The sequence below is a fragment of the Empedobacter sp. EJD.6dd genome, assembly GCF_057369435.1.
Genome location: NZ_CM170667.1, coordinates 1148934 through 1163123 on the forward strand (window position 1 = coordinate 1148934; position 14190 = coordinate 1163123).

General features: G+C 30.2%; 16 protein-coding genes and 1 riboswitch. Of the genes, 4 read left to right on the forward strand and 12 right to left on the reverse strand.

The window, feature by feature from the left end; all coding sequences use genetic code 11:
• Window position 1: 1 nt before the first annotated feature.
• A riboswitch (FMN riboswitch) is annotated at window positions 2-130 on the reverse strand.
• Between the two features lie 103 nt (window positions 131-233).
• From AC2I98_RS05340 to AC2I98_RS05370, 7 genes are all read right to left on the reverse strand, one after another.
• Window positions 234-854 (reverse strand): SGNH/GDSL hydrolase family protein, encoded by a 621-nt coding sequence (locus AC2I98_RS05340; RefSeq protein ID WP_486413592.1) that lies wholly within the window; start codon window positions 852-854, stop codon window positions 234-236.
• Between the two features lie 4 nt (window positions 855-858).
• Complete coding sequence (locus AC2I98_RS05345) at window positions 859-1434, reverse strand: hypothetical protein (protein WP_486413593.1); 576 nt, start codon at window positions 1432-1434, stop codon at window positions 859-861.
• Window positions 1434-2846, reverse strand: coding sequence for a radical SAM protein (locus AC2I98_RS05350; protein ID WP_486413594.1), 1413 nt, complete (start codon window positions 2844-2846; stop codon window positions 1434-1436). Before AC2I98_RS05350 ends, AC2I98_RS05345 begins: the two co-directional genes overlap by 1 nt.
• A gap of 273 nt (window positions 2847-3119) precedes the next feature.
• On the reverse strand, window positions 3120-3284 hold the full coding sequence (locus AC2I98_RS05355; RefSeq protein WP_486413595.1) for a hypothetical protein: 165 nt from the start codon (window positions 3282-3284) through the stop codon (window positions 3120-3122).
• Between the two features lie 66 nt (window positions 3285-3350).
• Window positions 3351-3551 (reverse strand): hypothetical protein, encoded by a 201-nt coding sequence (locus AC2I98_RS05360; protein WP_486413596.1) that lies wholly within the window; start codon window positions 3549-3551, stop codon window positions 3351-3353.
• Window positions 3551-4303: a prolipoprotein diacylglyceryl transferase gene (locus AC2I98_RS05365; protein WP_486413597.1), complete on the reverse strand. Its 753-nt coding sequence runs from the start codon at window positions 4301-4303 to the stop codon at window positions 3551-3553. The genes AC2I98_RS05360 and AC2I98_RS05365 overlap by 1 nt, the downstream gene beginning before the upstream one ends.
• 98 nt (window positions 4304-4401) lie before the next feature.
• Complete coding sequence (locus AC2I98_RS05370) at window positions 4402-5235, reverse strand: 1,4-dihydroxy-2-naphthoyl-CoA synthase (RefSeq protein WP_486413598.1); 834 nt, start codon at window positions 5233-5235, stop codon at window positions 4402-4404.
• Between the two features lie 98 nt (window positions 5236-5333).
• Between AC2I98_RS05370 and AC2I98_RS05375 the strand changes: the two genes are divergently transcribed.
• Window positions 5334-6113, forward strand: a complete 780-nt coding sequence (locus AC2I98_RS05375) for a M48 family metallopeptidase (protein WP_486413599.1) — start codon at window positions 5334-5336, stop codon at window positions 6111-6113.
• A gap of 672 nt (window positions 6114-6785) precedes the next feature.
• Here AC2I98_RS05375 and AC2I98_RS05380 read toward each other — a convergent pair.
• From AC2I98_RS05380 to AC2I98_RS05400, 5 genes are all read right to left on the reverse strand, one after another.
• Window positions 6786-7808 carry an isochorismate synthase gene (locus AC2I98_RS05380; RefSeq protein WP_486413600.1) on the reverse strand — a complete coding sequence of 341 codons (1023 nt, stop codon included), beginning with the start codon at window positions 7806-7808 and terminating at the stop codon, window positions 6786-6788.
• Window positions 7801-8223 carry a PaaI family thioesterase gene (locus AC2I98_RS05385; RefSeq protein WP_486413601.1) on the reverse strand — a complete coding sequence of 141 codons (423 nt, stop codon included), beginning with the start codon at window positions 8221-8223 and terminating at the stop codon, window positions 7801-7803. Before AC2I98_RS05385 ends, AC2I98_RS05380 begins: the two co-directional genes overlap by 8 nt.
• Before the next feature lie 3 nt (window positions 8224-8226).
• Complete coding sequence (locus AC2I98_RS05390) at window positions 8227-8787, reverse strand: 1-acyl-sn-glycerol-3-phosphate acyltransferase (protein WP_486413602.1); 561 nt, start codon at window positions 8785-8787, stop codon at window positions 8227-8229.
• Between the two features lie 148 nt (window positions 8788-8935).
• Window positions 8936-10714: a PspC domain-containing protein gene (locus tag AC2I98_RS05395; protein WP_486413603.1), complete on the reverse strand. Its 1779-nt coding sequence runs from the start codon at window positions 10712-10714 to the stop codon at window positions 8936-8938.
• Window positions 10707-11048 (reverse strand): PadR family transcriptional regulator, encoded by a 342-nt coding sequence (locus AC2I98_RS05400; protein WP_038332243.1) that lies wholly within the window; start codon window positions 11046-11048, stop codon window positions 10707-10709. Before AC2I98_RS05400 ends, AC2I98_RS05395 begins: the two co-directional genes overlap by 8 nt.
• 308 nt (window positions 11049-11356) lie before the next feature.
• Between AC2I98_RS05400 and AC2I98_RS05405 the strand changes: the two genes are divergently transcribed.
• The 3 genes from AC2I98_RS05405 to AC2I98_RS05415 all read left to right on the forward strand — a co-directional run bounded on the left by AC2I98_RS05405 (window position 11357) and on the right by AC2I98_RS05415 (window position 14064).
• Window positions 11357-12148: a S1/P1 nuclease gene (locus tag AC2I98_RS05405; protein ID WP_486413604.1), complete on the forward strand. Its 792-nt coding sequence runs from the start codon at window positions 11357-11359 to the stop codon at window positions 12146-12148.
• 205 nt (window positions 12149-12353) lie between these two features.
• Window positions 12354-12779 carry an Hsp20/alpha crystallin family protein gene (locus tag AC2I98_RS05410; protein ID WP_486413605.1) on the forward strand — a complete coding sequence of 142 codons (426 nt, stop codon included), beginning with the start codon at window positions 12354-12356 and terminating at the stop codon, window positions 12777-12779.
• 256 nt (window positions 12780-13035) lie between these two features.
• On the forward strand, window positions 13036-14064 hold the full coding sequence (locus AC2I98_RS05415; RefSeq protein WP_486413606.1) for a hypothetical protein: 1029 nt from the start codon (window positions 13036-13038) through the stop codon (window positions 14062-14064).
• Window positions 14065-14190: the final 126 nt, after the last annotated feature.

Consider the following 14190-nt stretch of genomic DNA (forward strand, 5'->3'; position numbering starts at 1 on the left):
CAATTTTCTTCTCTCATCCAGACTATACTGTCGGTTTTGGAGTTTCACCAAATCAGTCCAATAACAGTTGTTAAAGGAGTCGCGGACTATAACCGCCGGTAAGGAATTTCACCTTGCCCCGAAGAAAATTTCGATTAATTAATACTAATTTTTTCTTTGAAATAAATTACTATAAACTTTCAGGGACAAAGTTACAAAACCAAAATGAGTTATTTATAATGAGTAAAGATAAATTATAAATATTGCGCTAGTATAGGTTTTAATTTTTCTGCAATAAAATCATATCCCTTCTCATTCGGATGAATACCATCTTTTGAAAGAAATTCTTCTTTATTAGAATTAAAACTTACATAAATATCGATAAAATGTATTTGATTTAGAGTAGCTAATTCTTGCAGTTTTTGGTTATAAATTTCTATTTTTTCTGATGTACGAAATTTACGTTCAGGAATTTTTATTCCATCAGTCATTTTAGAAATTGGTAAAATACTTATCATATAAATCTCGTTTACAAATTGTTTTGCTTTAGAAATTACCTGAGATAGATTTGCTTCAAAATCAGAAAGATTCACAAGTTCTATATTATCTTTCTCTGCTAAATCATTTGCTCCGTAACAAAGAAACAGGAGATTTTCGTCAGGCGAAAGACGAGCTTTCGTTTCAATCTCAAAACGTTTTATTAACCCTTCTGTCGTTTCACCACCAATTCCGAGGTTAAAACAATTTACTTCTTTTGCATTATTCTTATAAAATTCTGCATGACAATAACGTTTCAAAATTTCTACATAGCCTCCCAAAACTCCATCGTATCCACCATATGTGATACTATCTCCAAAAAATAAGCAATTTGTCATTTTATTATTTAATCCAGTTTAACTTTTCCATTTGGTCAATAATTAATTGAAACAACGTTAGATTAAGAGTCATATCATTATAATTCATCGAACTATAGTTTGCAGCTAGATCGTGTTCGCCTTCTAAATATGGTCTTTCCCAAATACCAAATTGATAAGTTATAAATATATTAACCTTTTTCATTTGCTTTAGTTGAACTATAATTTCAGGAGTTAATAATTTTTGAAATTCTTTATTGTTATTAGAAGAAAAAATAAGCCTTTCACTTAATTCAAAATCATTAACATCTAACTTTTTTCTACGCTGTACGAAGTTAACGAATGAATCTAAAAAACCTCTATTTTTAATTTCGAAATGAATAGGTATTCTTAAGTCAATCTGAGTGAAAATTCTCGCCTCACTTGAAGATAAAGATAAATTTCCTGATTGTTTATAGCTCGTATAATAATCAAAAACAATTTCTTGATTCTTGAACGGAATAACAGCTCTTGGAGAATACCAGTATTCTCTATCCTTATAATAACCTTTATTATTAGTACTGAATAATCTTAATTCTTCTTCAACTTCAATATCTTCCATTAAAACAATACCTTATCATCTTTTCTCAATTCTTCTAAATATTCGGCTTTGTTGTCACGATAAAATAAATTCATTGTTTCGAACGGAATCAATTTCAAATCTTTATTAACGATATGCACGCACGATTTTTTCACTGCTCGAACATCAAAATCATGTGCATCCATAAAATTCATTATGATAATTCGGAACAAATTATCGTAATCTAAATTAAGTTCTGGTGCGCAAACCACTTCTGGCAAACAACAAAGTAATTGATTTACTTTTGGTTGAACTTTATCTACCGAAATTCCGGTACTAAAAATATCCAATAATTGCACATGTAATTGCTCGTCTCGCTCGTAAACAATTGTATTTTTAGATTCGTTATTTAACAAATCTGCTGGATTAATATAACGTGTTAACGGAAGAACCTCATCGTTCAATTTCAACATATATCCCATCGCTAAAGCATCTGGATTACATGGAACTGGAATAATATCGTCTGAATTTAAAAGTGGATATTGATTTAAAATTTCTTGTCGAACTTCGGTTAACGTAATTTTTTCGTGAGAAGAATCTTCTCTATTCCTTCCTGCAATTTCTACAGGTTGAAATGTAACTCCGCGAACACATTTTTGTTTTAAAGCAAATTCTATAATCTTACCAATTTCATCGATATTTTTATCTTTTTGAAGCACAACAACCAATGTTGTAGAAAGATTTAGTTCATTCAATTTTTCTAAAGCTTTCATTCGAACGTCGGTTAAATCTTTACCTCTAAAATCTTCTAAAACTTCTTTTTTAAAGGAATCAAACTGCAAATAAATTTCAAATTCGGGCGCATAAGTTGCTAATTTTTCTGCAAAACCTGGATCGTTAGCAATTCTGATTCCGTTTGTATTCAACATCAAATGTTTAATCGGTTTTGTTTTCGCAATATCCATAATTTCGAAAAACTGCGGATGAATTGTTGGCTCTCCACCACTAATTTGAACCACATCTGGTTCGCCTTCATTTTTAACAATGGTATCAAACATCGCTTCTATTTGTTCTAAACTACGATGAGAACCATAATGCGGCGATGACATGGCATAACAAGTTGGACATGTTAAATTGCATCTATCTGTCACCTCAACAATCGATAAACACGAATGTTGCTCGTGATCGACACACAAACCACAATCGTAAGGACAACCATACTCAACATCTGTCCCAAAATGCAAAGGCATTTCTGATGCTTTATTGTAATTTCTTATGTTTTTATAATAATCTACATCCGTTGCAATTTTCGTCTTAAAAAAACCATGATCTGGACAACGTTTTGTCATAAAAACATTTTCGTCTTCGATAATTATTTTTGCCCCAACACGTTTTAAACATTCTGGACAAAGTGAAATTGTATAATCGTAATAGGTATAATTTCTAACTGGCATAGTATAAGTTTAAGTATTTAAAATCCTCCAAAAATGAGAAAGATTAAAGCTATTGATATCAAAATGATTAAACTAAAAAAAGATATAAAAAATAATAATATCAATCGTTTTTGAGTGACGTTTTTCCGAATTAATTTATAAATAAAAGTAATAATGCCTGCTCCAATTAAAGCAACTAAAAATAGCGTTAATACTAAAAGAAAAATAATAAAATTTATATCTTCTTGATGTATAAAATTTTGTAATAAAATAAATGCTAACATAAACTACGTTTTACATTCCTCCGCAAATCATTCCCGAAATAATAAGTGTAACCAATGCACACATTCCAAAAACCATTAAATAGTACTTTGAAGATTTCTTTTTACCAGAAAAAGAATTTATAATTAGCAAAATTACTGTACCTACAGCGCCTCCAATAAATGCTATTCCTGCCAAAATTGCAATAATAAAATAAAATCGTCTCCAAGTCCTCCTTCTGCAAATATTACTGAATAGATCATATTAGTTTCCAATTAAAATTAAGCCACAAATTGAACCAGAAGCAAGTATAATTCCTATTCCCCAAACCATTAGTTTTAGAGACATTTCTACACTTTCTATCTCATTTTTATTCTTTGTAAATAAGTACAAAATAAAACCTGCTACAGAAAGGATAGAACCAATAAGAAGTAAAATAAAAACAATTGAAAATAAAGATTCCATTAGTTAAGTTTAGGTTTAGTTTGTGATAACTTAAAGATATAATAAAAAATAACACCAACACAAGTAATTTGTATTGAACTTAACCCGAATAAAATAGGATGAATTGGTTTGATAAAATCTAATAAAAATCGAAAGCTGAAATAAGCTAACATAAAAAGCTGAAAAATATAGCCTGCTGGAAATCTGTATGTCTTTTGAACTCTTTTCAATAAAATCCAAAGCAGAATAAGGTAAACTATTTCGTACAAAGCAACTGGATGTCGTTGTAAACCATCGCCCAAATCCATTCCAAAAAAAGAAGTTGTTTCTACACCATACGTTTGTTCATACACTCCTGTCAAAAAACAACCAATTCTCCCAATTATCATCGCTAAAATCAAAGGAAAAGTAATCAAATCTCCCGTGCTTTCTTTATGACCAATTATCTTTTTAGCTACCTCTACTCCTATTAAACCAAATGCTAATCCTCCCACAATTGTATTACTTGTCCAAAAAAATAAAAAACGATTTTTTGCATCTACTATAGCTTGTGGATTTTCTAAAGTTCCAACCAACTTAGAACCAATCAATGCGCCAATCAATGCACCAATTATAATACTGAATGATTGTATTGTAGATAAAGTTGATTTATTTTTCTTCCTCAAAAATGCATAAAAGCGCATGGCTATAAAAATACCGACTGACTCAAGGATTGGATGAATTAGAACAGCATGTCCAAAAAGTTCTACTGTTACAGGAAAAGAAATTGCCACAAAATATATGTTAGGTTAAAGTAAATGTAATTTATTTTGGGAAATTAAAAAAGTGATACTTTATCAGTATCACTTTCTTAAATTATAATTAAGTTGTCTTATCTAAATTTAGAAAAATCTCTTGGACGTTTTTCTAAGAAAGCATTTCTACCTTCTACAGCTTCTTCTGTTCCATAAGCGAAACGTGTTGTTTCTCCGGCAAAAATTTGTTGTCCAACTAAACCATCATCCACCAAATTGAACGCATATTTCAACATTTTAATCGCAGTTGGCGATTTCGTTAAAATCTCTTGTGCCCAATCAAAAGCTACTTGTTCTAACTCGTCATGCGGAACAACTAAATTTACCATTCCCATATCGTAAGCTTCTTGAGCAGAATAATTCAATCCTAAGAAAAAGATTTCACGAGCACGTTTCTGTCCTACTTGTTTTGCCAAATAAGCCGAACCATAACCTCCATCAAAAGAAGCAACATCTGCATCCGTTTGTTTGAAAATTGCATGCTCTTTAGACGCTAATGTCATATCACAAACCACGTGCAAAGAATGTCCTCCTCCTACTGCCCAACCATTTACAACGGCTACAACAACTTTTGTCGAAAAACGAATTAAACGCTGAACTTCTAAAATATTCAAACGACCAACACCATCTTGTCCTTCGTATCCTTTCGCTCCACGAACACGTTGATCACCACCTGAACAAAAAGCCCAACCACCGTCTTTTGCAGAAGGTCCTTCTCCTGTCAATAAAATTACACCAACTTCACGATCTTCTTCTGCTAATTGAAAAGCATCTAATAATTCGAAAACAGTTTTCGGACGAAATGCATTACGAACTTCAGGACGATTAAAAGCAATACGCATAACTCCATCACATTTTTTGAACGTAATATCTTCGTATTCTTTTACTGTTTGCCAATCTATTGTTGTCATTATATCTCTTTTTTATTTAACATTTTAACACTTCGAAAGTACTGCTTTTCTAACAAATAATTGTATTTTAGTGAAATCAAAATTAAATCTTACTACCTATGAAAAAAATCTTACTTTGCCTAACGCTTTGTTTAGGTACTACTTATGGATTTTCTCAGATTAATTCTGGAAAAATTGGCGCATTGACTAAAGGTGCAAAAGCCTTAACAGTTTCTGATGACGAATTAAAAACTTACACAAAAGAAGCTGTTGTTTGGATGGACAACAACAATCCGGTTTGTAAACTTGATGATAAAGACAAAACGAAACGTGCTTATGCAGAACGTTTAGAAAAAATCATCAAACCTGCAATTGGATATGACGGACTTGATATCAACTACAAAGTATATTGGGTAAGCGATATCAATGCATTTGCTACTTTTGATGGTAGTGTACGTGTCTTTTCTTCATTAATGGATTTGATGACTGATGACGAAATTTTAGGTGTTATTGGCCACGAAATGGGACATGTGAAATTAGGACATACGAAGAAAGCCTACAAGCAAGCTTTATTAACATCTGCAGCAGCCGATTATGCTGGTTCATCTGGAGGTACATTAGCAAACTTATCTAATTCACAAATGGGCGATTTTGCAACAAAATTATTATCAGCCCAGTTCTCGCAAAGTCAAGAATCGGCAGCAGATGAATATGCATACAAATTTATGGTTTCTGCAGGCAAAGATCCTGCTGCATTAGCTTCTGTATTTCGTAAATTAGCAGAGCTATCTGGTAGCAAAGCTTCTACAGCTCAGAAATTAATGTCAAGTCATCCTGATAGCGAGAAACGTGCTAAACGCGTGGAAGAAAGAATGGCAAAAGACGGAAAAAAGAAATAATTTAATCATTAAAATCAACTAAAAAAGGTAATCCTGTTATGGGATTACCTTTTTTAATGAAAACAGAATTCACATTTTTAATCACTTAGATAAGCTAAAGTTATTTTTAAGGTTAGCTACTACACAATTCACTTAAGCTAAAAAAAACCTACTTCTTATTCTTACCTTAATTGTTCTTTTTACAAATTAGGCTATTAAATTTAATACAAAATTCAATACGAATTACAAAAACATGTTTTTGTGTCCGGTTTTGTCCACTTCTGTCCACATCTGTCCAGTTCTGTCCAGTATGTTTTTACACAATTACACTTATACGTAAAAATAAATTCTCAGCAAACCTACTGTACATCATAGCTATAGTAGAAACACATTTTTGGTCGATTTTGGCTTTGTTCAACCATCGTTCGAGGATCGTTCGAGGATTGTTCGACAAACCTCCCTAAAAATGCACCTTTCGTCGAACAATTGTCGAAGAAAACTCGAAGGAAACACGAACGAAAATAGAAGAAAAGCAGTATTTCTTTACTTTTTGGATAAAAAGTGTAGAATTGTTGTTAAAGGGTATTTTTCTTGAAAATTGAGAAGCTGAAAGTTTTAAAAAGATGGAATGAAAAATTTAAAGCCGAAAGAAAATCTCTTTCGGCTTTAAAATTTTGTTATTAGGTTTAGTTTTTAGTTTGATTTCACTAACAACTCACCTATTGTTTTTGATTTTAATTCTGTTTCTCTCCATTCATTTTCTGGAATAGAATCGGGCATAATTCCTCCTCCTACATATAAATTTACTTTATTCGAATAGATTTTCGCACATCTTAGATTGACAAAATATTCGGATTCTGTTTCATTTTGATAGCCCATAAACCCTGCATAAAAAGTTCGATTATAGCCTTCATTTTTGAGAATAAAATCTCTTGACAAATCTTTTGGCATTCCACCTACTGCAGGCGTTGGATGTAAGGATTTCAACACATTATACAATTGAGATTTATCTTTTAATTGTGCCGAAATAAATGATTTTAAATGTTCAAAAAAACCAGCATTTACAGAAAATGGTCCGTCAACATCTATATAAGATGTATAAGGCGACAATGTTGATGTAATATAATCGGTTACAACTTGTTGTTCGTGGTATTCTTTTTCTGTCCAAACATCTTCTTTTGCTTTCGTTCCTGCCAAAGAAACTGTTTGTATAAGTAGATTATTTTCTTTCAATAAAAGTTCTGGAGAAGCACCAATCCAACAACCTTCATCTGCATCATATCGTAAATATACATAGGCATTTGGATAATGTTGATGTAAGTTTTTGAAGGTTTCGGCTAAATTTATAGTTGTTTCTGAAAGTGATTTAATACGACTAATTACTATTTTTTTTGTAGGCGAATCACTTTTTAATTCTTCAATAGTTCTTTGAATTAAATTGATGTAATTATCGTAAGAAATTGCTTCATTTTTGTTTGATTCTGGTAAAGAAAGATCAAAATTTTGTAATTCATTTATTTCAATATCAAGAACTTCATCATCATTAAACTCGATTAATTCCTTATTATCAAAACTATTGCAAATAAACTTATTGACAGATTCAATCTTTTTATCTTCCCATAACTCAACTTTCGTAGAATTAGGTTTTCTAAAAAGCAGAAAAGCTTGTTGATTTTGAATAAGTCTTTCAAGTTTATCTTGAAATTTTTTAAACATGTTTTTTAGAAATAATGGCGTTTGTTAAATGTGTATAGCAGATTAATTTATCGTTTTCGTCTTTAATTTCAATCTTAATTAAATGCGATGTACGACCTTGTTTTACCACTGTAGCATGTCCAAAGATTGTCCCATCTTTTTTTGGACGAAGATGATTTGCATCGACATGTTGCCCTACCGCAACATAATCATCAGAATGTAAAATAATATTTGACAATGTACTTCCCAATGTTTCTGCCAAAACGATAGAAGCGCCACCATGCAATAACCCAAATGGTTGATGTACCTTTGATGTAACTGGCATTTTTCCTGATAAAAAATCTTCTCCTACTGCTGTAAATTCTATATCTAGCGTTTCAAGTAATGTATTTTTAGACATTTCGTTGAACTTTTTCAAAATATCTTGTTCATTCATTATTTAATGTATTTTCGGGTTATAAAGTGCTGGATGTTTCGCCGTAACATCTTTGTAAAAATCTTGAATTTCATCCATCACTTCTTCTAAAGTTCTGTTTTCTGTTTCAACTATTTTTGAAATCCCTGCTCGTTTTTTCTTAAAATCGCAATAAGCTAAAGCGATAGGAACATCTGCTTTTTGTGCAATATAGAAAAAACCATTTTTCCATTTTTCTGCACGCGAACGTGTTCCTTCTGGTGTATTGATTAAGTATAATTTATCCGATTTTTTTAGAATATCCGATGCAAAATCAACCATATTGTGTCGTTGAGAACGGTCTATTCCTATTCCTCCCATTTTCTTAATAAAATATCCATACCATGGTTTTGTCCATGCATCTTTGATAAACATTTTCATTGGTATGCCCATTTGCCAGAAAGCTAAAATAGTGTAATAAAAATCCCAGTTTGAGGTATGTGGTGCGCAAACCAAAACACATTTATCTACTTTTGATAAATCGAGTTGATTATCTAATTTCCAACCTCCTAACGAGTACAATAATTTACCTAAAAATTTTTTCATAAAAATGGTGCATTAAGCATATGCAAACATACAAAACAAGTAACGGTTTTTTGTAAAACGATCAAAAATAAAAAGAGACATTTCATTTAGAAATGTCTCTTTTTGAATATTGTTAATTATAAATACTTCTTAAGTTTATGCAAAGAAATCAACGATTATTTGAATGATTTCCGTAGTTAATGTTAATAGAATCTGTATCATCTTTATAGTGTATTTTTTGGTTAGATTTATTTGATTTCGAGTCTGGTAAATTTACTCCAACTGAAGCTTCATTACTTTCAACACGAATTCCATTTTTATCGATTTTAACTCTCGCCGAATCGTTTCCGTCATTTATATTTACACCTTCTGTGTCTGTATCATCCTCAGAATCTGCATCTTTTTGACAGTTCAAACATACGAATTTTTTTCCATTATATCCAATATAATTATTGTTTAAATCATTTAAATAATCACGGTCATATTCTGATGTTCTGATATTTACAGCGCTTGCTTGCTTTACAAATACGATTTTATTTTTTGGTACATATAATTTAATGTCAACTGTTTGATTACGAAACTTTCCATCTTTTGGTATTTTAATAAATTTGTCTAATGATAAATAGCTTCCTTTTAATTCGTAATTGTATTTGATTGACTCTAAATTTCGTTTTGCCTCTTCTTTACTTCCTCCTTTAGAAGAGTATTTTACCTCTACATGAAATTGATTATCTAAACTTTCTTCGATGTCAAAACTCTTATAAATTGGAATAATTAAATTACCATCTTGATCTAATAATTCATCTAAATTATTAAAACCACTAAACTTAAAACCTTCATCCTCTGGTTCGTTAAAAACTATATTTAATGTATCTGAAGGAAAATTAAGTACTTTCTCGTTAGTCATTTCTACAGAATTTCTGAATTTACTTGCTGTACTTACTGAAATTCCGATAATGGCAAACAAGGCAACAAACCACAATGCAATTGATCCAAAAATAACGGCTTTACTTACTGTTACTCTATTCCAAAAACATTTTACTCCTAAAATTGTTAATAAAACTCCTGGAATTACGATTAAGATTCCGCCAAAAATCTTCGCAGCCATGCTCATCCATTCTTCCTCTACAATGTAACCAAACAATTCTGTTGGCATTTCTGTCCAAGTTGTAAAGAAGAAAAAGAATCCAGCAATAATAAGTCCGATTCCAGAACAAAGAATTGTAAACCCAATAAACCAAAGTAAAATTTTACCAAAAACGCCAAATACTCCACCTAATTTATTGCTTAATTCTTTGCTTCCACTTACTACTGCTTCTGAAGCTTGTTCTACGTTTTTTTTTAAGGTATCTATGTTTGCTGGTTGTCCATACATTTGTAATTTTTCTGATGTAGTTTTTGCTTTCGGAACAAAAATTAATAAGATAAAATAACAAAAAACAACCAACCAAAACGAAACACCAAGAGTTGCAACTCCTAACACAAGTAAAACCAACCAAATAGCACGTACAAACCAAGGATCTACACCCATATAATGTGCTAAACCTGCTGATAATCCTGTTACAATTGTATCGTCTGGATCTCGATACAAACGTTTCGCACTTGTTTGTTGACCTCCATACGATTGATTATTTGACGAATAATTGTAAGAAGAGTTTGTTGACGAAGTCGTTTCGCCTTCTTCATCCTCTACTTTATATTGATCTGGATGCCCCATAGTTGCAATCACAAAATTGATATCGTCTTCGTTTACAACTTCTCTAAATTTTAATCGCTCACGGAACAATTCAGAAATACGAATTTCTACATCTTCAATAATATCTTCTACACCTTCAGTTCCTCTCAACGAAGTTTTTACATCTTGTAAATAGGTCTTTAATTTATTATAAGCGATCTCGTCTAATACGAAAGAAAATCCTCCTATACTTATTGATACTGTCTTATCCATTTTTGTGCGTTTCTGTAGTTACTTTATTCACGGCTTCAATTAACTGTTCCCATGTTTCAGCTAATTCTTTTAAAAAATTTTCACCTAACTCTGTAAGTGCATAATATTTGCGAGGTGGTCCCGAAGTTGATTCTTCCCAGCGGTACTGTAAAAGGTCATCATTTTTTAATCTTGTCAAAAGCGGATATAATGTTCCTTCTACAACAATCATCTCTGCTTTCTTCAATTCGTCTATGATATCAGATGCATAAGCATCTCCTTTTTTAATAATGCTGAGAATACAATATTCCAGTACACCTTTTCGCATCTGAACTTTTGTTTTCTCTATATTCATAAGAACGGCTTGTTTTATTTTGTTATACAAATATATATAAAAGTTTTAGTATTATGCAAAACAAAGTACTGAAATATTTTTAGTATTATAAATAAAAAACACAACAATAGGTCTGTTTATCCATGTTTGATTGAGAATATTTTTTTTAAAAGTTTTTTGATTTTATTTAAATTGTTTGCAAAATCAATAAATTAAGCATAGAATCTATAAAATCAAAAATAAAATACTCAAACAAATATTACCTTCCAAAAATCACTTATCTAACTTCAGTTAGTTTTATTACCTTTGTCGAAAATCGAGCTCACACAATGAAAAAAATTATAGGAAGTGCAATGCTTTTAGGTGCATTTTTAGCTTCAGAAAGTGCTTTAGCTTGGGGATTAACAGGTCACCGAGTAGTTTCTCAAATTGCAGAACAACACATTAGTAAGAAAACTCGTAAAGAAATTACAAAAATTATTGGTCCTCAAAAGTTAGCATATTGGGCAAACTGGCCAGATTTTATTAAATCTGATGATTCTTGGAAACATGCAGATTCTTACCACTATGTTAACATTCCTGGAGATTTAAGCCGCCAACAATTTGACGTTGCTTTAGCAGAAACTTCAGAAGAGAACATGTACAAAAAAGGATTGTTCTTAATGAATGAGTTAAAAAACAATAAAAACCTTACGATTGAGCAAAAACAACACGATTTATACTTCTTAATTCACATTCTTGGTGATGCACATCAACCACTTCATGTTGGTCGACCAGATGATTTAGGAGGAAATCGTATCAAAGTAGAATGGTTCCGTGATAAAGTAAATATCCACACCGTTTGGGATTCTAAATTGGTAGATTACGAAAACTATTCATATACAGAATATTCTAATTTATTAGATATCGCATCAAAAGAACGTCAAAAAGTAATGAAAGAAGGTACATATGCGGATTGGATTTATGGTTCTTACATTCTTGCAAACAACATTTACGCAGGTGTAAAAATGGACGATAAATTAGGTTACCGTTACCATTTTGACAATAAATTTATCATCGAAGATCAATTATTAAAAGGAGGAATTCGTTTAGCAAAAGTTTTAGATGATATTTTTAAATAAGAAGTAATTTCAAAGTTACTCCAGAATAATTTCAAATCCTGAAAAGTCAATTTTTCAGGATTTTTTATGTATTAAATTTAATATTCAGACTTTTTGGCATATAAAACATTAAAATCAAATCATTTTGTCTTATAAAATCATTTTGCATACAATTTGAAAAGAAGTAAGCATCAACAATGAAATCAAAAATTTAAACATAAAAGACATGAATACAGTTAGAAAAAACAGTGCAAATTATTTCTCTTTTGGATTTGAAAACGCAATGCGTCCAAAATTTGAAACATTTGTTAATTCTCAAAATCAACTTCCTGCAGTAAATATCAAGGAAAACGAAGATAGTTTCGAAATTTTATTAGCTGCACCAGGTTTAAACAAAGAAGACTTCTCAATTGAAATTGATGAAAATATTTTGAAAATTTCATCAGAATTTAAACAAAATGAAGAAGTAAAAGAAGAAAAATTTTCGAGAAGAGAATTTAATTTTTCAAGTTTCAAAAGAGCATTTACATTGCCAGAAACAGTAAACGAAGATAAAATAGAAGCTGCTTATGTAAACGGGATTCTTAAATTATCGTTACCTAAAAAAGAAGAAGCTTTACCAAAAGAAAAACGTAGCATACAAATTTCATAGATAGATTTAATTTTAGTTGGTTAGTAAATCCTCAGTTTTTCGGAATTGAGGATTTTTTTTGTTAGTAGGAATATTGTATTTCCTTTCCAATTTTATCATTTTGTTAAAACATAAGTTTTTCTATTCGATTATTTTAATAAAAAATCAAGAAAATAAATTAAGAATTTCAATCTTAATAATTTTTTAATAAAAGTGTTTTACACTGAAAATATTTTAAAACATAAATACTATTTTTGTTTTTCACTAAAACTAATCAATGTACAAAGACTCATTATCCACAATAACTTATGTTATAAGAACACGTTTTTGCACTAAAACTACTGACACACATAAGACTGAATTTAATTCTAATAATAGTATAGAAAACAGAATAAATGCCTTTAATTTTCTAGAAAATTATCTTGAAATTATCTCAAATGAAGGTTTAATAAAAATCGAAAGTGATTTTATTCATTCGAATGCAATTGAACGAGTAAATACAGAAATTTCTGTGCCTAATGAAAATAATTACAAACGTTTAAAACTCTTTAACCAAGAAGCAATTCTGATCATACCAAACGAAAGTATTTTTCCTTACGGAATTACTTTATCTTTTAAGGTGAATGAAACGATTGGAACAATTCAAAAAGATAAAGAGTATGAGATTTTTTCTTTAAAAAACTTGACTGCATCTAATTATTCAGAACAACTCAACAATTTAATAAATGAGTATCATTTGCTAAAACATTCTAGTTATGCAAAAGAAAATTCAAATGAATTGAATAAGCAATCTTTTAGTAATTTATCTCTTTCAGAAGATGTTTTTCATATTTTAGACACACCTTTTTTGTGGAAAAATGTCACAAGACAATTTTTTGTAAATAATATTTCGATTAAAAATAGTTTATTAAATTGCCTTTACGAAAGACTTTTCCATTACGAAGAATTTGATTATGTAAATTTTTTAGAAAAAAATTGTCCTAAAGAAATCGAAAAAAACATTTACGCAATGTTGCATGGACAAGGAGGTTTATTGTATGTTGGTTATCATCCAGAAAACCTAACAGAAAGCATCATGAGCGATCTTGAACTGGTAAATTATTATCATTTACTTGACACAACATTTTCTAAAGATGAATTTTTGTACAAAAATATTAATTTACAAATATTCAATTTTAATGATTTTCCTGTTTTAGCAATTACGGTTTTTCCATTGAACGAAGAATCTAAAAAAAATCATGCTTACAATCCCGATAAAATATTTGTCTTACAAAATAATCGTTTTGTGAAAATGAAAGATATATAAAAATCAATACTATATTTTCAAAAAAACATAAATACAGAAAAGACATTCACAGATGTCTTTTTTTATTTAACAAAATAGCCTATTTTAGACCTAATTTGTAAAATTTATCACACGAAATTAGTTTAA

Bases quoted from the DNA above. Each gene is read 5' to 3' on its own strand.
- AC2I98_RS05340 (WP_486413592.1), bottom strand. From the start codon at position 854: ATGACAAATTGCTTATTTTTTGGAGATAGTATCACATATGGTGGATAC.
- AC2I98_RS05345 (WP_486413593.1), bottom strand. From the start codon at position 1,434: ATGGAAGATATTGAAGTTGAAGAAGAATTAAGATTATTCAGTACTAAT.
- AC2I98_RS05350 (WP_486413594.1), bottom strand. From the start codon at position 2,846: ATGCCAGTTAGAAATTATACCTATTACGATTATACAATTTCACTTTGT.
- AC2I98_RS05360 (WP_486413596.1), bottom strand. From the start codon at position 3,551: ATGGAATCTTTATTTTCAATTGTTTTTATTTTACTTCTTATTGGTTCT.
- AC2I98_RS05370 (WP_486413598.1), bottom strand. From the start codon at position 5,235: ATGACAACAATAGATTGGCAAACAGTAAAAGAATACGAAGATATTACG.
- AC2I98_RS05375 (WP_486413599.1), top strand. From the start codon at position 5,334: ATGAAAAAAATCTTACTTTGCCTAACGCTTTGTTTAGGTACTACTTAT.
- AC2I98_RS05380 (WP_486413600.1), bottom strand. From the start codon at position 7,808: ATGTTTAAAAAATTTCAAGATAAACTTGAAAGACTTATTCAAAATCAA.
- AC2I98_RS05385 (WP_486413601.1), bottom strand. From the start codon at position 8,223: ATGAATGAACAAGATATTTTGAAAAAGTTCAACGAAATGTCTAAAAAT.
- AC2I98_RS05390 (WP_486413602.1), bottom strand. From the start codon at position 8,787: ATGAAAAAATTTTTAGGTAAATTATTGTACTCGTTAGGAGGTTGGAAA.
- AC2I98_RS05395 (WP_486413603.1), bottom strand. From the start codon at position 10,714: ATGGATAAGACAGTATCAATAAGTATAGGAGGATTTTCTTTCGTATTA.
- AC2I98_RS05400 (WP_038332243.1), bottom strand. From the start codon at position 11,048: ATGAATATAGAGAAAACAAAAGTTCAGATGCGAAAAGGTGTACTGGAA.
- AC2I98_RS05405 (WP_486413604.1), top strand. From the start codon at position 11,357: ATGAAAAAAATTATAGGAAGTGCAATGCTTTTAGGTGCATTTTTAGCT.
- AC2I98_RS05410 (WP_486413605.1), top strand. From the start codon at position 12,354: ATGAATACAGTTAGAAAAAACAGTGCAAATTATTTCTCTTTTGGATTT.
- AC2I98_RS05415 (WP_486413606.1), top strand. From the start codon at position 13,036: ATGTACAAAGACTCATTATCCACAATAACTTATGTTATAAGAACACGT.